At 41.0% G+C, this 19,934-nt stretch carries 15 protein-coding genes; 1 reads left to right on the forward strand and 14 read right to left on the reverse strand.

Going from position 1 to position 19,934, the window contains the following annotated elements:
* Nucleotides 1-4 precede the first annotated feature (4 nt).
* The 3 genes from CC90_RS0113275 to CC90_RS0113285 form a co-directional block, all read right to left on the reverse strand.
* The gene (locus tag CC90_RS0113275; protein ID WP_031391254.1) at nucleotides 5-889 is read right to left on the reverse strand and encodes a carbohydrate ABC transporter permease; all 885 of its coding nucleotides are present in this window, start codon (nucleotides 887-889) and stop codon (nucleotides 5-7) included.
* Nucleotides 890-904: 15 nt separating this feature from the next.
* Entirely contained in the window at nucleotides 905-1,819 is a 915-nt protein-coding gene (locus CC90_RS0113280; RefSeq protein WP_031391255.1) for a carbohydrate ABC transporter permease, read from the reverse strand.
* 109 nt (nucleotides 1,820-1,928) lie between these two features.
* Nucleotides 1,929-3,335 (reverse strand): carbohydrate ABC transporter substrate-binding protein, encoded by a 1,407-nt coding sequence (locus CC90_RS0113285; RefSeq protein ID WP_031391256.1) that lies wholly within the window; start codon nucleotides 3,333-3,335, stop codon nucleotides 1,929-1,931.
* Between the two features lie 371 nt (nucleotides 3,336-3,706).
* Here CC90_RS0113285 and CC90_RS0113290 point away from each other — a divergent pair, with 371 nt between their 5' ends.
* Entirely contained in the window at nucleotides 3,707-4,567 is an 861-nt protein-coding gene (locus CC90_RS0113290; protein ID WP_031391257.1) for a helix-turn-helix transcriptional regulator, read from the forward strand.
* Nucleotides 4,568-4,609: 42 nt separating this feature from the next.
* Here CC90_RS0113290 and CC90_RS0113295 read toward each other — a convergent pair whose 3' ends face one another.
* The 11 genes from CC90_RS0113295 to CC90_RS0113345 all read right to left on the reverse strand — a co-directional run bounded on the left by CC90_RS0113295 (nucleotide 4,610) and on the right by CC90_RS0113345 (nucleotide 19,923).
* Nucleotides 4,610-5,722, reverse strand: a complete 1,113-nt coding sequence (locus tag CC90_RS0113295; protein WP_031391258.1) for a phosphotransferase enzyme family protein — start codon at nucleotides 5,720-5,722, stop codon at nucleotides 4,610-4,612.
* A 46-nt stretch (nucleotides 5,723-5,768) separates the two neighbouring features.
* A complete protein-coding gene (gene pap / locus CC90_RS0113300) occupies nucleotides 5,769-7,235 on the reverse strand; it encodes a polyphosphate:AMP phosphotransferase (protein WP_031391259.1) in 1,467 nt (488 codons plus the stop codon).
* 102 nt (nucleotides 7,236-7,337) lie between these two features.
* Nucleotides 7,338-8,273 (reverse strand): nucleotidyltransferase family protein, encoded by a 936-nt coding sequence (locus CC90_RS0113305; protein ID WP_031391260.1) that lies wholly within the window; start codon nucleotides 8,271-8,273, stop codon nucleotides 7,338-7,340.
* A 390-nt stretch (nucleotides 8,274-8,663) separates the two neighbouring features.
* Nucleotides 8,664-9,716: a galactose ABC transporter substrate-binding protein gene (locus CC90_RS0113310; RefSeq protein ID WP_031391261.1), complete on the reverse strand. Its 1,053-nt coding sequence runs from the start codon at nucleotides 9,714-9,716 to the stop codon at nucleotides 8,664-8,666.
* Between the two features lie 49 nt (nucleotides 9,717-9,765).
* Nucleotides 9,766-10,698: a substrate-binding domain-containing protein gene (locus tag CC90_RS0113315; RefSeq protein ID WP_031391262.1), complete on the reverse strand. Its 933-nt coding sequence runs from the start codon at nucleotides 10,696-10,698 to the stop codon at nucleotides 9,766-9,768.
* The gene (locus CC90_RS0113320) at nucleotides 10,699-12,504 is read right to left on the reverse strand and encodes a sensor histidine kinase (protein ID WP_031391263.1); all 1,806 of its coding nucleotides are present in this window, start codon (nucleotides 12,502-12,504) and stop codon (nucleotides 10,699-10,701) included.
* A complete protein-coding gene (locus tag CC90_RS0113325) occupies nucleotides 12,504-14,114 on the reverse strand; it encodes a response regulator (RefSeq protein ID WP_031391264.1) in 1,611 nt (536 codons plus the stop codon). The genes CC90_RS0113320 and CC90_RS0113325 overlap by 1 nt, the downstream gene beginning before the upstream one ends.
* 153 nt (nucleotides 14,115-14,267) lie before the next feature.
* Complete coding sequence (locus tag CC90_RS0113330; RefSeq protein WP_031391265.1) at nucleotides 14,268-15,257, reverse strand: galactose/methyl galactoside ABC transporter permease MglC; 990 nt, start codon at nucleotides 15,255-15,257, stop codon at nucleotides 14,268-14,270.
* Nucleotides 15,250-16,779, reverse strand: a complete 1,530-nt coding sequence (locus CC90_RS0113335) for a sugar ABC transporter ATP-binding protein (protein ID WP_031391266.1) — start codon at nucleotides 16,777-16,779, stop codon at nucleotides 15,250-15,252. Before CC90_RS0113335 ends, CC90_RS0113330 begins: the two co-directional genes overlap by 8 nt.
* 95 nt (nucleotides 16,780-16,874) lie before the next feature.
* Complete coding sequence (locus CC90_RS0113340) at nucleotides 16,875-18,005, reverse strand: substrate-binding domain-containing protein (RefSeq protein ID WP_031391267.1); 1,131 nt, start codon at nucleotides 18,003-18,005, stop codon at nucleotides 16,875-16,877.
* Nucleotides 18,006-18,204: 199 nt separating this feature from the next.
* Complete coding sequence (locus tag CC90_RS0113345) at nucleotides 18,205-19,923, reverse strand: methyl-accepting chemotaxis protein (protein WP_031391268.1); 1,719 nt, start codon at nucleotides 19,921-19,923, stop codon at nucleotides 18,205-18,207.
* Between the last annotated feature and the right edge of the window lie 11 nt (nucleotides 19,924-19,934).

Here is a 19,934-nt window from a genome sequence, read left to right on the forward strand (position 1 = left end):
CCTCCTATCCTTTCAGGCCGCCCAGGCTCATGCCCTGCGTCAAACGCCTTTGTACCAGCATGTATAGTATCAATGTAGGAAGCATGACAATGACGAGCCCCGCATACAACTGTCCATAATTTGTTGACGCCTTTTGCGCGCTCACCAAATTCATTAAGCCTACCGGAAGTGTCTTAAACTTATCTTTTGTCATCAAAGTCATAGAAATAATATATTCATTCCAAAATGCAAGGAAATTAAATAAAATAATGGTAATAACAGCCGGTCTGGCCATAGGAATCATAATCGTCGCCATCGTCCGCACATAACCGCTTCCGTCTACAAATGCCGCTTCTTCATAGTCCTTCGGAATAGATGCAAAAAATCCGGATAAAAGATATACGGTAAACGGCAGATGGGTAGAAGCATAAATAAGAGCCAGCATAATAAGATTATTCAGCAGCATCGGGGGCATACCATGTCCCCGCAGGAAGGTATCGCCATCCACCAGCATGAGGAAAATGGGCACAACGATATAATTTACATTTACAAACAAACCTGCCATAAATACTACATTGAGGATCTTACTGCCTTTAAAGCGGTATCTCGCCAATACATAAGCCGCCGGAATGGCAATCAGCAGCAAAAAACCGAGCGCCAATATTGTTACGATGATCGAATTCACCATATAGGTTCCCATATTGGCCTTCTCAAAGGCATCTATAAAATTCTGAAAATTGAGTCCTTCAGGAAGTGCCCACGGACTCCTCCCGTAAAATTCAGCATTCCCTTTCAAAGAGGCCATAAATACCCATGCAACCGGGACAACGATAGTCACGGCAAAGATGATCAAAGCCAGATACACCAAAAACTGCGTCATAACTTTAGAATAATTATGCTTTTTATTCATTGCAGGGCCTCCTTTCTAAAATTCCAGCGTTTCGCGTTTTGTCACTGCATTTACAATACCCGAAAGCGCAAATGAGAAAATAAATACCACAACACCGATAGCCATACCGTATCCATAAGAAGAATTCGTGTAAGCCTGGCTGTACATATAATTCAAAAATACATCGGAGGCTCCGTCAGGTCCGCCGCCGGTCATTGCCTTTACCAGCATAAAGCTTAAATTAATGGTACTGATGATAAAAAAGGTAAGTGTCGTTCTTATATTGCTCCATATAAGAGGTAATGTCATCGTAAAAAACTGCGTGATGCCTCCCGCTCCTTCAATGGACGCGGATTCATAGATACTTTCCGGGACACTTGCCATACTTGCCATATACATAACCATATAGTAGCCGATTGCCTGCCAGATCAATGCGATAACGATTGCCCATATGACCAGTTTCTGATTACCGAGCCATGCGATCAGCCCTTCTCCGTTTTCTCCTACCGGACGGAACAAATAAATAAAAGTATTTAACAGACCGTCGCGCTGATCATAAATTGCAGAAAAGATTGCGGAAATTACAACTATGGATAGAATATTCGGAATATAAAATACAACCCGGAAAAATCCCTGACCTTTTAGCTTCTGTCTGGATAAAACGGCCGCAAAAACAATTGCCAGCGCCATAGTTATAACGGTTACAACTACAATAATGAGAATGGAGTTCTGCATGGAACGAAGGAACTTCTCATCCGCCGCCAGCTTTTTAAAATTCTCAATACCTACAAAGGTTTTTTCAGCCGAAAATCCGCCCCATTTATAGAGTGACATTTTAAATACGTTAAACGTCGGCATAATCATAAATAGAAACATAAGGATTGTTGCCGGTGCAACACAGCAGAAAATAAATGCTCCTCTCCTCTTTTTTCTACCTTTCCTTTTTTCCATCTGTCTACCTCCTAATTACACTTCTCTCAAAAAGCGGCGGGTAGCCTTGATTACCCACCGCTTGCTTCAGTCAGAAAGTTCACTTCGTGTATTTATTAAAGCGAGTCTTTTACTTCAAAGCGCCTCTTAATTGATCACTTACGCCTTCAACTGCTGCCTGCCATTCTTCCACTGTCTTATCACCTGTTACAATACTGTCGATGGTAAAGAACAATGTGTCTTTCATGCTTACGCCTTCTACCGCTTCTGTTGCAGCAAATCCGCCCATGGAAGCGATAGCACCCGTATCATAAACGGAATATATTGTTTTTGTATCTTCATCGGTAATAAAATTGCTTACACCTTTAATCGGCTGAATTGCTCCGCCTGTTTTCGCAAAGATTTCTGCCGCTTCATCGGAATAAAGATAAGCCATAAATGCTTTTGCAAGTTCCGGGTTTTCTGCCTGTGCAGGAATCCATGCCTGTTCGAAGAAAGTAAACGCGCACTGTTCGCCGCCTGCTTTTATTGCCGGAAGAGGTGCGAATCCCCATTTAAAGCCTTCCGCTCTGGGAGCATCTGCCATTTCTCCGATAATCCAGTTCCCGTTGGGCATAAAAATTGCCTTGTCATCCAATACCAACTGCTGATTCTTCTTAAAGTTATCTTTATTTGCATTACCAACTGTGGTAGGCTCCATATATTCCGCAAGCTTTCCTACAATTTCAAATACTTCTTTTGCTTCCTGTGTTTCCCATATACCATCTTCATAGCTCATAGCCCTGTTATAGAAATCAGTTCCTCCGGCTTCTGTCAGCATTCCAAATATAAATGCATCGAAGTATCCTGCTACCGGATAAGTAAATAAGGAAATTCCTTCTGCTTTTGCCTTATCTCCGAGCTCCCACATTTCATCCCATGTCTGAGGCACTTCCCAGCCTTTTGTTTCTAAAAGGTTGGCATCGTACCAAAGTCCGCAAGGGCTGTAGAACATCGGGGCAAGATATGTCTCGCCGTCATTATAAGGATTGGTTACCAGCGTGTCCGTAAAACCAGTAATGATCTTATCTCCTACCGATACGTCTTCGCCGGGTACCTGCATGGATAATACGTCTGAAATATTCATAATTGCATTATCTTTTAATAATGTTTCGGGAAGTGCCAGTTCACGTCCTGTCGCCAGATATACGAAGTCAGGATAATCGCCTGCCTTCATAAGAGGGCTGATCACTTCTTCCAGATTTTTTTCTGCCGTAAGTTCAATGGTAACACCCGGGTTATTTTCCATAAACTTATTTGTTACTTCCGTCCACATCTGCGTGCCGTATCCGCCGTCAAATGCTGCTACTTTCAGGGTTCCTTCAAGAGCTTGCGCAGAAGCCTCCTCAGTTTCTGTTTCCTGTGCATCTCCAGCAGGTGCTTGTGTTTCATCTGCTGCCGGTGCTTCTTCTTTTGCCGGTGCTGTGCTTCCACAGCCTGCCAATGTACCTACAACCATTGCTGTAGCCAATAAAACAGATATTACTCTCTTTTTCATTTAGTTCCTCCTTTTGTTAATAACAACCAATTATTTTCTTGTATAATTAGTATATCTATTTATTTTGCCTCATTCAATTTGTATGTTGCTGTATTTTTTATCTTACTTGCTATATTCATAATAAAAAACTTTATTTTCCTCCAACGATGATGTATAATTGCATAAAATTAGTAAATATAAAATATATCAAATTGGATATTATAAACAATTCTTTTATTATATTATTGTCTATTTTATTTTTATTTTATAAAAAAATATGAAAATACTAAAATATATTATTGTCAAATACGAAGCATTACAGCACAAACCGTAACCTTTATAGTATCCAAAATACAAATATTACAATCCATATTCAGGAAAGGTATTTTGCAATGAGTAATGAAAGTATCCAGTTGGAAAAAAAAGAATTATCAAAAGTCAATTTCACCCTCCGTTACATCTCCATTTCTAAATATGAAGGAGATTGGCAGAGTCTTCCGCACACACATCATTTTACCGAACTTTTTTATGTTATCAGCGGAAGAGGCGTCTTTTTAATCGAAAATGAGCTCGTTCCTGTAAAGCCAAACGATCTTGTCATTATTAATCCTCATATCGAACATACGGAAAAGACTATGACAAATGACCCCATGGAATATATTGTATTCGGCGTGGATGGACTTGCTTTTTCTTTCGAACACATGAAAGAGGAAGGCCGGAAAAATTACAGCTATTACAGCTATACCTCCTCCAAGAACCATCTGGTTGATTTTGCCCAGCTTATGTTAAAAGAATTCCGTGAAAAGAAATCCGGATTCGATGTCGTATGCCAAAGTATTTTACAGGTTCTCCTCATTTATATATCAAGGGAGCAGCATCTGTCCATCATCTCCGATTCCACATTCAAAATATCGAAAGAATGTGCGCTCGCAAAACGCTATATCGATATCAACTATACAAAAAATATTACGCTGGACTCACTTGCGGAGGTTACCCATATTAATAAATATTACCTTGCACATTCTTTTGCAAGCTGTCTGGGGCAATCCCCTATCAGTTACCTTACCGATAAGCGGCTGAAGGCAAGTATGGAGCTTCTTATAAATACCAACCATTCCATTGCACAGGTAGCTTCCGGCACCGGTTTTTCCTCCCAGTCCTATTTTTCACAGACTTTTAAAAAGACGGTCGGAATGACTCCCCAGCAATATCGCAAAATGCATGCCCCTGGTATCAAAAAGGCCGAAACATAAAAACGCCGGCTGCAAATCACCGGCATTTTTATAGTCCATTCTTTATTTACTGTATTTTCTAACAATAGCGTTCATCTGCTCCCATTTTGACTCCATATCTGCTACAAGCCGGAACTGTGTGCGGCATCTGTCCAGATTATGTTCGGGTTTGTGAATCTTAAAATATACATCTCCTTTCAGATAATCTGCCAGAAAGCGCATACCACATTCAAAAGTCATCAGCTTGGCTCCCATGGGAAGCAGTTCTATCTCTTCCTTCGTCAAGCTGCCTCCGCATCCTTCCAGATACCCTTTTGTATAAATATCAAACAATTCCAGATCTAAAGAGATCAAAGCTAGATTTTTCTCATCCTCCGCTCCGGTATTTGCACCGAAGCGGATAGAATCGCCATAGTCATAAAGCGCCGAACCAGGCATTACCGTATCCAGGTCAATAACACAAATGCCTTTTCCTGTCTCGTTGTCTATCATAATATTATTTAGCTTCGTATCATTATGCGTTACACGCAGGGGTATCTTTTTCTGTATCAGTGCATCGCATATGACATGTGTGTCAGGTTCTCTGTCGAGAACAAATTGTATTTCTTCCCGCACGTTCTCCGCACGCTCGCATACATCTTCTTCCACAGCCTTTTTAAAATCCCTGAAACGGCTTACCGTATTATGAAAATTAACGATCGTTTCATGTAAGGTATCCGCCGGATAATCCGCCAGCAGTTTTTGGAAGTTACCAAAAGATACCGCACTGTTGTAGAAATCTTCCGGTTGTTTTACCTGCTCAAAGCAGGTCGCACCTTCAATAAAAATATACATACGGAAGAAGTCACCTTTATACTCCAGATAATTTCCTCCGTCTGCCGCAGGAACCACATTCAATGTTTCTCTATCCGGGTCCCCTCCTGCAGCAATGATTTTCTTTCGTAAAAAGGAGGTTACATTTACCACGTTTTCCATAAGCTCTTTCGGACTGTTAAAAATATCGTCATTCATTCTCTGTAAAATATACCGTTTTGTTTTGCCTTCCCCAAGTGCGCAGGTCAGACAAAACGTATCATTGATATGACCGTTTCCATAGGGCTGCAGCAGGGTAACTTCACCCGGAAGCCGGAACCTTGCTGCAACCTCGTTCTTAACTTCTTCTATGCTTAATTCCATTTGTATTTTCTCCTTTTTAACGATATCAGATTATCATAGATATCCTTTAAATTATTTTTTCCAATTCTTCAACTATAATCTGCAGCGCCTTTATACGCGCATATTTCTTATCTGCGGATTCCAGAATATGCCATGGTGCATAGGTTGTACTCGTTTTCTGGATCATTTCATTAACAGCAATCTCATAGGCATCCCACTTTTCTCTGTTTCTCCAGTCTTCCTCCGTAATTTTCCACTGTTTTTCAGGGGTATTCTGTCTGAGTTCAAAACGTTCGAGCTGAGTGCCTTTATCTATCTGTACCCAGAATTTAATGATGACTGCGCCCCAATCGGACAATTCCTTTTCAAACTCATTGATTTCATTATAAGCGCGCTTCCAGTCATTCTCACCGCAAAAGCCCTCCAGACGTTCTACCATAACTCGGCCATACCAGCTCCTGTCATAAACAGCGATATGCCCCGTCTTCGGCAATCTCGTCCAGAAACGCCACAAATAGTGTCTCGCCTTTTCATGGGGTTCCGGACTGGCAATCGGATGCACTTCAAAACCTCTGGGATCGAGTGCTTCTGTAATGCGTCTGATATTGCCCCCTTTTCCCGCTGCATCCCAGCCTTCGTAAACGATGATTACCGGCACACGTTTTCGGTACAGGCGGTTATGCAGCTCCCGGAGATGTTCCTGGTAACCTTTAAGCTCTTCCTTATATTCCGCCTCTTCCACCGCTTTATCTAACGGAATCTCCGCAAGTCTCGGCATTTTTACGAGAGGAAATACATTCTGCAAAAGCGGTACCGCAAGTGCCCGGTTCTGCAGGGCAATATCGATTCCCTCCGTCAGCGTCTCCAGCATTTGCAGCTCGGCCCATTTCTTTGATTTCGCATCTATTATATACCACGGGGCGGAGGGGGCATTCGTCTCCTCCAGATAGCGGTCAAAGATTTCCACACATTGTCCGTAATGCTTGTTCTGCCATAGATCGTTACTTCCCACACGCCAGCTCGTATCGATGGAAGAGAGAAGATCATCTATCCTTTTTTTCTGTTCCTTTTCACTGATTTGCAGGAAAAACTTTACAACGAGATAGCCGTTATCCGTAAGCTGTCTTTCAAAACGCCTGATGCTGCCGATTCGCATCTCATAGGTTTTTTCATCCATTTTCTCCTGAAGGCATACTTTCGTCACTTCATCCATCCAGCCGGATTCCAGGAACATGAATTTACCCGCTTCGGGAATCCTGGAAAAATAGCGGTATAAAAAAGGCTTCCTGAGTTCTTCTTCGGTAGGTGTGTCCATCGATACTACTTTAAAAAAGCGCGGGTCGATATTACGGATAATCTGCCCGATAGCACTTCCCTTTCCGGCAGTACCAAAGCCCTCTACCAATACGAATACGGGAAGATTATGTTCCTTTATCTGCATTTGCTGCACAGCCAATCTCTCTCGTGCCGCTTCCAGCCTCGCCTTTAATTCTTCTTCCTCAGGCTTCTCTAAAATATTTCTGTTTTTTAACATGAAACCACTCCCTTCTCTTCTTTTATCCCCCATAGATAATTGTTTGGAACTATATTCTAAATTATACCACTAATCGCTCTATACATCTTGTACAAAATGCTCTTAACGTTTTATATTGCCCCATAAAGGCGTCGGGTACAAGCCGTCCGCATGCATTCCGGCGATGGCCTTCATAACACCGTCTTTATCTTCTCTATAAGTTACGCCGTACCAGCGGTCTTTGCTAGATAAAATCTTCACATCGGCTTTTCCATTCTGAATCATAGTATCAATGACGGTAGGAAGCAAATATTCGCATTTTAATGGATTGATCGGCAGGTTTTTTTCCAAAAAGGCGGAGAATCCGGCCTCTGTCTCATATAAGAAAGATCCGCCAAGCCCCCAGAAGTTCATCGACACCAGTGTGCCCCTCGGCAGATCATGCCACACAGCGCCTCCATTCTCGGTAAAGCGGGCGCCGTTATCCGTTCTTTCAATCTTGGTACGCTCTACAATATTGACAAGATATCCGTCCTTATTCTCCGTACATATTCCGCGAGCTACGCTTCCTTTGTCTGTTACCGTGTTTTCTATCAGATATCCCACCATGCAAAAATGGTCTTTGCCGTTCTCCGGCTGCCTTGTTGTCAAAAACTCATAGATGGCTTTGTAGGCATTAGGACCATAGTAATCATCCGCATTGATGACGCAAAAAGGTCCGTCCACAATCCCATTTAAAGACATGAGGGCATGAGCGGTCCCCCACGGTTTCACCCGCTCTTTTGCCGGTGTATATCCCTCGGGAGTGTTTTCGATTTCCTGAAATGCATAAGCCACTTCTATATTTTGTGCCATGCGGTTGCCGATAATTTCCTTGAAGTCCTCTTCCATCTCATGTTTGATAATAAAGACCACCTTTTTAAAACCGGCGCGCATTGCGTCGTAGATAGAATAGTCTATGATAAGTTCGCCATCAGGGCCCACGGGGTCAATCTGCTTCAATCCTCCATAGCGGCTTCCCATCCCGGCCGCAAGCACTACTAATACTGGTTTGTTCATTCCTGGCATCTCTCTTTCTCTATGTTTTTTATTTCTATACCCAATGTCCGCTTTTGCGGACGGGAAATCAATAGTTGAAAGCGCTTTTATTTCAACCTTATTTTTTCTCAATAGCTTTATTGCAGGGTGAATATGAGATTATAGTTGCTATGTTCTTATTATCTTTATTTTTGAGTTCTAATACAATCGTTATGTTGCTCACTAGTTTATATATATTGCTTTAACAAAAAAAATATAAAAAAATAAACAGCATTGCACATATTGAGATAACAAAATATGTGCAATGTTGCTTAATATTAAGTGTATGTCGTTAATAATTTTAGAGATGTTGCTTTTCCTGCACTTCCAAACTCCGGATGCTGCCATGTATTTTGAAATCTAACGCTTACATCACTGATGGATGCTTATAAATTCATCTACATTTTCTTTTGTCACTTTTTTATATGAATACCGTATATATTTTTCTTCCGTCATCACAATATCCTCCGGAAGACTTTGACCTGTTTTCAAAGCATAAGCCAACTCCAAAAGGCTTCTTCCCTGACCGACATCATCATTATATGCCGTTCCGTACATGTAGCCTTCCTTTACGGCCGTCAGACCTGTCAGCGTCCCATCAATCCCCACTATAACCGGTATATTTTCTAACTTCTGCCTATCGATATAGGCATCGATTGCCCCTAATGCCATATCATCATTATTTGAAATAATTACTTCTATTTCATTGCCAAATTCTTCAATCAGTTTATCCATCTTACTTTTACCCTGATCTCTGTTCCAGTTTGCCAAAGCATAATCCAGCTTTTCTACCTGTATTCCGTTCTCTACAATTGTATTAACTGCATATTCCGTCCGTATAATGGCATCCTGATGACCGGCCTCGCCTTCCAGCATGATATACTGGATTTTATTATCCGCATTTTTATCAACACTTTCCTTCTTCTCCTTTAGTAAATCAACAATCATCTCCCCCTGCATAATTCCGGGTTCTATCGTTACTGCCCCGACATAATAGGCTTTATCATATCTTTTTAAATCCTCCGGAACAAGCTCTCTGTTAAAAAAAATAATGGGAATTCCTGCGCTTTCAGCCTTGTCGATAATCAAGGTAGGGTCCGTCCGGTCCACAAGGTTGACACAAACAACATCATACCCGTTATTTACAAACTTCTCCACCTGATCATTCTGCTCCAGCTGACTTCCGGCCGCGTTCACGATATCCACGATTATTTCAATACCGGTTTCATTTTCCTTTTGTACGGCACAGCTTTTCAACTGTTCCATCAAACTGGCAATAAAGGTATCATATTGGTTATATACACTGACACCTATCTTAATCCTTTCCACCTTATTTTTTTCCTGGGAGCTTATATGAATCGAACCCATTGCAATAAGTATTACAATCAAAAGTACCAAAAAAACAACCGCTATTATCTTTTTCATCCCTATACCCCATGTCCACCCCGGCAGACTCAAAAACAATCGTTAATGTTTACTGCACAAGAGGAAAAATAATCCTTTGATTTTCTTCATTATGCAAGGTATCCCCTGTAACCACGATATATTCAACAATTGTATTTTTATAAACCATATCTTTTTCAACTGCCTGCACCGCATTCTGCACGCTTAAGTATCCCATGTTGAAATCATTGGGCACCACCAAAGCCTTTATAATTCCCTTATCCATATAGTAAATATTGGCTTCCGCATTTCCAAATCCATAAATACTGATTTTCTCATTATTAACTTTACTTATTTCTGTCGCGTTCTGCGTTCCGACACAGTCCATACCGATTATGTTGTCTACCCGCTCATTACTCTGATAATCGGATGCCCTCCATTTTATTGTAATATTTTTTGCAGAGGCAAGCGCTTCCTCAAACCCTTTTAACCGTTCTTGCTGTGCTGCTATTTTATCATTATCTATAAGAATTCCTGCTGTTGTTTCTTTTCCTTCCTGCTGCCTGACAAATTCTTCTCCCAAATGATATCCCATCTCATAATTATCCGGCGAAACTTGAGAATATAAGTGCCCGGGCTTCAAATCCGTCTCAATCAGAATAACCGGTGTCCTGCGTTCGCTCTTCTGCAGCACTTCCTGGATCTCCTGGCTGTCTACCGCACAAACAATAATGGCATCCACCTTTTTTTCCAATTCCCTGTTTATTAAGTCCTTCTGTTCTCTGGCATCTTTGCCATTTACTACTGTATAGAAATTAATCTGTGCATTATAATCATTGCCGGCTTTTTCAAGTCCCTGCTGCAGGACTACCCATCTTTCCGCGTGGGCTTCTCCCGCAATAACTGAAATATTATATCGTTCCTTTTGGTTATTTCCATAAAATTTTGCGATAATCAAGGCGCCTACTATTATAATGACAAAGACAAGGAGTAATATATTTCTAATCTCTTTTTTATCATTCATCTATTCACCCCCCTTATCCTTCAGATCCTCATATAAAATTTTAGGCAGACATATTCTTGCGCACGTTCCTTCATCCGGTTCACTTTCTATTTCTAATCCGTACGCCTCCCCAAAGCGCAGTTGTATTCTTTGATGCACATTGAGAATACCCACTCCCGAACCTCTTTTCTGCACCTGATTGTTCTCTACCAATAATTGTTCCACATTCTCTTTCGGAATACCCAGCCCGTTATCAGCTACTTCTATGTAAACTCTGTCCTCCATATATGCACGTAATGTAATAATACCCTCTCCATCCATAAATTCCATGCCGTAATAAATTGCATTTTCCAAAAGCGGCTGGATAATTAATTTTACTGTTGCGTACTTGCATACCTCCTCATCGATATCATACCTCACTTCAAACTTATTTTTATACCGGATTTTCTGTATATTCATATAATTTTGGGCATGCGATATCTCATCCTTGACGGAAATAATTGTCTTTCCCTTGCTCAGGCTAATGCGGAAAAGGCTGGCCAGCTGTGTGACAATGGTAATTGCTTCTTCGTACCGCTCTGTTTCGATCATCCAGACAATCGTATCCAATGTATTATATAAAAAGTGGGGGTTAATCTGCGACTGCAGCGCACCCAATTCCATCTTCCTCTTCTGTTCCTGCTCTTTTACAATATCATCCATCAGTTCGCGCATCTGAGAAACCATCGACTTTATTGTCCTGCCCAATTCCTGTATCTCATACGAGCCGCCCTCATTTATCTGGATATCCAGGTTCCCGCTTTCAATCTCACGCACAGAATCCTCCAGATTTTTTATAGGCTTGGCAATCTGCCTGGACACAAATTGATTAATAAATGCAAGAATACAAACGGAAAGCATAATAATGAAAAGAGCAAAAATCTGTATTCCGGAAACTGCCATCTGAAAAAATGTGTTTGGAATGACACTGACTATTTTCCAGCCTGTATAACCAATTGTTTTTACGATAACAACTCTTTTTTCTCCCTGAAAAGTTTCCTGATAACTTCCATCGGAATAATTCATCGCTTCCAGATTATTCTCCTGCAGAAGGCCGGAATATATCAGTTCCTGTTTGGGATGATAAATAATTTCTCCATTTTTGCCAAGAAGATAGGTATAGCCTAATGAAGTATTGGCATTGACCTTCTTAAACTGCTGCTCAATTGTGCTGTAATTCATGTCAACAAGCAAAACACCCCTTTGATTGTTTCCTTTGGAGGTCAGTTCTACAATCCGGCTTAAAGATATTACCCAGTAATATCTATGGCTGGAATCATCAAATAGATTCTGTACGTGAGGCAATGAAAAATGAAAGTTTTCCAATTCCTCATTCGCCGTAACAAACCAGTTCTGATAGGCGATGTTCGCATTTTGCTTTACTGCATCGATCGGGGTTGCGCCTAAAAGATTACCTTCGATATCAAAGCAGGCAACAGAGACAAGGTTATCTTTATTCGCCTCATACAGAAGATTCATTTCTGTTTCCAGAGAATCTGTAGATATATCCTTGCTCTTAATCGTTGCGTAATACATGGCATCCGATATACGCATCATACTTCGCAGATAATTCTCCAGATTCAGACGCACCTGATCAATTACCTGCTCCGTAGATTCTATTTTCGTTTCCCGCATTTCTATTTCGAATTTTTTCTGCAGCGTTACGGCAATTAACGTCATGCAAATAATTGCTACTATTGTAAAAGAAAGTTCCAATGTGAACTGAATGCTTTTTCTGCCTATATACCGTTTCGCTCTCTCATAAAACGTTCTTCCTTTTTCAGTCATTATCCTACTCCATTTACGCGATAAAGAGAAGGTGAAACCTTAAACTTTTTCTTAAATACATAGCTGAAATAATTCGGTTCCGCATAGCCTACTTTCTCTGCAATTACATAGGTTTTATCTTCCGTATTCTTCAGTAATTCCTTAGCTTTTTCCATCCTTATATCAGTCATATAGTTAATCAATGTAAGCCCCACCTCTCTTTTAAACAAGGTAGAAAAATAGCAGGTGCTTATATTTAAATGACTGCACACCGACTCTACTGTGCATTCCGAGTCAGAATAATTATTTTGTATATAATCCTTTGCCTTTTCAATCAGCAGCTTTGTACTGTCCTTTCTTTCCTTACGAATTAAGCTGAGCACCGTAAAACAGACACTTCTTAGAACTCCTTCCAGCCTTTCCACCGTGTTCATCTCCTCAATATCAGAAAATGTATAGGTACCGGTCTTAAGAATTTTATGCATATCCAGCTGGTAACTTCCACCCAGTTTGTATAATTCTGTCACAACTTCCATGCTCACTATCTGAAGCTGCTGATAAGTCAGTTCCATCCGCTTCAGCCTTATCATAAAATGTGCAATTGCCTCTTCCAGCTCTTTTTCCCTGCCAAACTTTATCTGCTGTATAATCTCCTGCACTCCCTCCATATCTATAATCGGGGTGCTGTTTAAATTAGGATCCACCTCGCCGATATAAACGGAACAGCTTCCCTTGTTCAACCCCCTGTAAGATATAGCCGCACTGGCGCTTTCATATGAGTGCGGAAGCAAAGACAGCTGATTGTGCATCTGTCCGATGCCCGCCAATAAAGATACGCTGATTGTTCTTTCTGTCATTTTGCATATACGACCCATAAAATCGATAAAGGCACTTAAATCTTCACTTTGTTCCAGCATGACAATGTATACAATTTTTCCAAAATATACAAAGCTTTCAAACTGCCATTTTCCTTCCAGCTTTTCATCCACATACTTTTTCGCGGAGACGGGAAGCAGCTGCTTTTCAAGCGGCTCCTTTCCCTCTTCCGGCATTTCCGGATTATTCGCATGAACTACTGCAACGGTATAAAACGGTGAGCTGAGATTCAACTGATACATATCCAGATAAGCTTGAATCTGACCGTCAGAAAGCTTCCCTTCTATCAGGCTGATCATATACTGCTTCTGCATAACAGGGAGGCTTTCCATATAATATTCCTTAAGCTTTTGTATATCTGTACTTTCTCTGCGTTCTTTATCGATAGAGTTTTTAAGCCTTAAAAACACTTCCGCCAGCTCTTTTGCGTTCGTAGGCTTTAAAATATATTCTTCCACTTCCGCTTTAATTGCTTCCCTTGCATATTCAAATTCATCAAAGCCTGAAAAAATAAGAATATGAATATTTCCATACTGCTCTTTTACTTTTTTACACAAAGTAATCCCATCCATAAACGGCATCTTAATATCTGTCATAATAACGTCTGTCTCCAAAGTCTCTAACATCTCCAGAGCATCCTGCCCGTTCTTGGCATATCCTACTACCTGAAAGCCCAATACCTCCCAGTCAATCTTTTGAAGAATCGCCTGTATTACTTCTTCCTCGTCATCCACTAACATTACACGATATAGCATCTGTTTTCTCCCTTAAAAAACTCATGGAACAGTTATGTAAACTCAACATTTAACTAAGCAATAAATCTGCTAAATCCTCAACGCAAAAAACGCTGAGGATTTACAATTCTACTATTCTCGTACTGCAGTCATATATATAACGTATAACGTATTTTACTTTTTCGCAAGATATTTTCTCAAGTCTAATGCTACCGCAATTACAATTACAAGTCCCTGTACTACATACTGCCACGAAGTATCGATTCTTAAGAACTGCATGGAAGACTTTAACAGCTCGAATACTAATACGCCGACCAAAATACCGGACACCTTACCAACGCCGCCGTTTGTAGAAACACCACCGATGGTACATGCTGCAATTGCCTCCAATTCGTATCCCAAACCGGTATTTACAGAAGCGCCTCCCGCCTTGGCTCCTAACAGGAAACCGGCAATCGCGTAAAGTCCTGCTGCCGATGCATAAATAAGAATTATTGTTTTACTTACATTTACACCGGATACCTCTGCTGCCGCTTCATTACCACCGATAGCATACATATATTTACCATGTCTTGTCTTATTGTATAAAAACCACATGAATGCACCGATGACAAAAGCAATGATAAAGAAATAAGGAATTCCAAAAAATCTGCCTGTTGCAATATTCGTATAAGCTTCCCTGTAGCCGCCAAGCGGTACTGCTTTTGTATAGACGAGGCAGAGACCATATACGACAATCTGCATACCCAGGGTTGCAATAAACGGGGGCACCTTCCAAAAAGCGACAACACATCCATTGGCCACGCCAAACATTGCACAAACCGCAATTACAATTAATAATACCGCAGGAATCGGAATATCTCCCATGCCTTTGAAAAATTTATCACTGTAGTCCGCTTTCTGCAAAAGAGTACCTGCGATACAAGCTCCGAGACCAACCATACGTCCCGCGGAAAGGTCAGTACCTTTTGTAATCAGACAGCCGCTGACTCCCAGGGCAATAATGAAACGTACTGCAGTATTTACCGAAATATTAGCAAAGTTACTGCCGGATAAGAAATTAGGTTTTGCAATACTGACTCCCACTACAAGCAAAAACAAAATAACAATTAACATATGATCGAAAACACTATTTTTAAAATTAGAAGCTTTCGCTTTATTCATGTTTATTTCCTCCTTGATCAAAGTGTGTGGCAAGCTGCATGATTCTCTCCTGGGTAGCTTCTTCCCGTGTCAGTTCCCCGGTTACACGGCCATTGCACATAACCGCAATTCTGTCTGATACACCGATAAGTTCTGCCATTTCTGATGAAATCATGACAATTGCCTTTCCCTGCTTTGCCAGGCCAATCATAATCTGATAGATTTCATACTTGGCACCGACATCAATGCCTCGTGTAGGCTCATCCATAATTAATACTTCCGGATTATTTGCCAGCCACCTCGATATGACAACCTTCTGTTGATTACCACCGGACAAGGATTTGATCTGGGTTTTGCTGCTTGGTGTTTTAATACTTAATTTTGCCACATTTTCCTGTACCAGCTTCTCAACCTTTTTGTCATTGACCATAATGCCCGCATCCAAGTACTTATCGATAGAAGCAATGGATACGTTATCCGCAATACTCAATACACCAAAAATGCCGGTACCTCTTCGATCCTCTGTAATTAATCCAATTCCATTTTGGATTGCATCATGAGGGCGTCTGATATTTATCTTCTGCCCTTTATAAAAAATATCGCCAGATTGAATATGGCGTATCCCGAATACGGCTTCCATAAGCTCTGTTCGCTGTGCACCGACCAAACCACCGATTCCAAGTATTTCACCTTTTCTTATAGTCAGGTTTACATTTTTAAAGGAACCGGGGCGAATACTTGTCAGCTCTTTCAACTCCAGAATAACCTCTCCCGGCACATTATCCTTTGGGGGATATACATTGGTCAGTTCGCGCCCTACCATCTTTGCAATAATCATGTCCATTGTTAAATCTTTCGCTTCCCAGGTTCCCACATATTGTCCGTCGCGCATAATGGACACATCATCGGAAATCCTAAGAATTTCATCCATCTTATGGGAAATATAAATGATGGAAACACCCTTTTTCTTCAAATCCTCAATAATGGTAAATAAAGCTTCCACCTCGTTATCCGTCAAAGATGAGGTTGGCTCATCCAGAATAACTACCTTCGCTTCCATAGAAACTGCTTTTGCAATTTCCACTGACTGCATCTGTGAAATTGACAATGTTCCCATCTTCTTTCTGGGATTATACGGCATCCTCACTTCTTCCAATAAGCGCTCTGCCTGCGCATACATTTTTTTATGGTCTATTACCTTAATCGGCCCAAAACTTTTCAACGGATACCTGCCGCAGAAAATGTTCTCCCCGATGCTTCTTTCCGGAATCGGCTGCAGTTCCTGATGCACCATAGCGATACCTTTTTTCAATGCATCATCCGCATTTGCAATTTTTACCGGTTTGTCCTGGAAAATGATTTCTCCGGCATCCATTTTGTATATACCGAACAAGCACTTCATCAAAGTAGATTTACCGGCACCATTTTCCCCCATCAGCGCATGTACAGTGCCGGGTCTCACTTTAATCGTCACATTATCCAGCGCCTGAACTCCAGGAAAGCTTTTATATATTTCATTCATTTCTAACATGTATTTACTCATATTAGTGTAACCTTCCTCTCATGATACTGAATTGTTGCATAAAACCCGGGTGTGCCGCCTGACACACCCAGGAATTTTAACACGTCACTGCTTAACTATTTAATGATATCCAGAATTTCCTGTGCGTTATCTTTTGTAACCTTGATGTAGTCTACACCGATTAATGTATCGAGCGTTTCACCTGCCGCAAATGCTGCTGCCGCTTCCGCTGCCGCATGAGACTGACCGATATGATCATTGAATACTGTACCTGTAATTGCTCCGGAAATTACGTTTTCAAGAACTTCCGTTAAAGCATCAACACCCAATAAGTAAATGTCTGTACCAACAGTTCTGCCTGCTGCTTCAATCGCCTGTTTCGCACCGAGTGCCATCGCATCGTTGTTGCAGAATACCACTTCGATTTCATCACCGTATGCGGTTAAAGCATTTGCAACGATTTCCTGTCCTTTTGCCTGATCCCAGTCACCGCGCTGCTCATCCAGTTTTTGAACCTTCATTCCGGAATCTTCTACCGCCTTTACAGAGAATTCCGTTCTGTACTGCGCATCTACATTTTCAGGATCGCCTACTACCATTACATATGCAACCGTTCCATCTCCATTAATGTCACCCTTGTCTGGTAATGCATTAACGATTTCACCCTGGTATGTACCGGACTGTCTGGCATCCGCACCAACGTAGGTAGCCATAATTCCCTCAGATGCCCATCTGTCTTTTTCTTCATCTGCAGGCTCACGGTTAATGAAAACAACCGGGATCTCCGCTTTCGCACATTGATCGGTAATCTGCTGAGCTGCCGAAGACTGCACTAAGTTTACAATTAATATGTCAACTCCCTCTGTAATAAAGTTCTGGATCTGGTTTGTCTGCTCTGCCTGGTCGTTTTTACCATCCATTACCGTAACGGTAGCTCCGCCTGCTTCCAAGTAAGACTTTAACTCTTCCCTGTATAAGGTCATGAAGTTATCATCAAATTTGTAGATACAGATACCGATATTAAGACCATCAACACCCTCACATCCGGCTACTTCTGCCACTTCTTCGGCCGCTTCTTCAACGGGTGCTGCCTCTTCGGCCGGTGCCGCTTCTTCAGCCGCCGGTGCTGTTTCCTCTGTTTTCGGTGCTGCCGCTTCTTCTGTTGTTGCATTACTGCTGCCACAGCCGACCAGCATGGTAGCAAACATTGTTGTTGCAAGAATTACGCTTAAAATTTTTCTTTTCATTTGGTTTCCTCCCTAAATGATATGTTTTTTATCTACAGTCATATTCTAGCAATAGGGAAGCATATAAAATATACAATATTTTTCTTTCTACCATGAATATTTTTCTTTTTCTATTGTCATATTGCTTATTTTATAATTTTTTTTATTAATTTTTTATGCACTTTGTTCCCATGTTTAATTATCTGTATATTTCAATTGTCTAAAATTTTTTAAAGGATTCTGTTTTACCTTGCAATTCTTCCACTACTATGTTTATTTCTGTTAAGGTTTTAGTAATCTGCTCCATTCCTCTCGTTAGCTCGCCTGTATTTTCCGATACATGTGTTATTCCTGTCTGGCTTTCTTCTATGGTCACTCCCATTATTTGATTTGCATCCACAATTTTACCGGACATTATTACAAGACTATTCATGGCATCATAGAATTCTTTCATTATGTTATCGATGACAACCGAGGATTCATAATATTCAACCCCGGTCTTTTCCAATACGTCATAATCAGGAAGAACATTTTCATTTACAAACTTTAAAAGCAACATTGCATTATCCGCAAGAGATTGCACCGTGACAAATACCTCATTACTGATATTCTGAATATTATTGGCGATGTTCTTAGAGTCGTCCGCCAGCTTTCTGATTTCTTCCGCCACAACGGCAAAGCCTCTTCCCAACTCCCCTGCCCTTGCCGCTTCTATAGAAGCATTCAATGCCAATAGGTTGGTCTGATTCGCAATGCCTAAAATATCTCCGGAAAGATTTACCACCTCTTCTATCCGCTCACTGTCTTTCACAGACTTTCTGACGGTGGTGTCAATTTTAATTATTATCTCACTTGCTTCATTTTTACTTGTAATTGCCTGCTTTTGAAGGACATTCGCATTTTCTTTTACTCCTACAATATATTGAGAACCTTCCAATGCCTTCTCCATCACACCCTGAACCTTTGCGTTAACATCCTCATTATTGCGGGCAACCGTCAATATAGCTCCCCGCACATTATCCATCCCCACAACGATTTCTTCTACAACCGCCGCCGTATCATTTGCCCCCTGCCGTGCATTATCTGCGCTTTGATACACAAGCTCCTGTAGTACCGCAAGCTGGCTGCATGTATGGATAACACCGCTTATTGTACTTTGCAGAATATCTAATATCAGATTCATTCCCTTTAATAAGCCGCCGATTTCATCGTTAGATTTCGCTTTCAGACGATGATTCAAGTCTCCTTCCTGTCTTTCTATCTCAGCAATCATCTTTCCAAGTTGCTTTGTTGAAAATACTACAGGACGTATAATCATCCGATTTATGGCAATTGCCGTAACGGCCGCCGCTATAACAAGAAGGGCTATTGAACCCGCTAAAACACTGGGAATCTGCTCCGTATATCCTATCAACTCCTGTTTACCTTCTACCACCGAAGCATTGGCAATATCTTTTAATTGCTGCAGCTTCCCTTCCGCACTGCCCACCACATCAGGAAGATTCGTCGTCACCAAAAGTTCCGCATCCGATTTCTTAATTCCTTTGCTATATTTTAAAATATTATTGACCAATTCCTTATAAGATTTTAGATCTTCCTGTAATCCTGCAAAAATCGGCCGGCATTCTTCATTGATTCGGCTCTCGTAAGAATCCGCCGCCACATCTATTTCCTCAAAAGCTGCCTGTATTTCTTTTTCAATTGCTTCAATCCTTATTCCTCTGCCTAAAACTACGTGATTTAAGGTTAGGCTTTGTATGCTTTTAAACTGTTCCGTCAAGCTGGAAATATCATCTAAATCCTGCATTTGCCGACTCAAAAGCGTTTCGCTTACTTCTTTTGTATCATTCATATTTCTTGCCAGAATAAACATTCCGCATACCGATACTAAAAGCCAGATACAGATCATAAGCAACATTTTTACCTTTATCGATTTCATATCCTTCCCTC

Source organism: Kineothrix alysoides, assembly GCF_000732725.1.
Lineage (GTDB): Bacteria > Bacillota > Clostridia > Lachnospirales > Lachnospiraceae > Kineothrix > Kineothrix alysoides.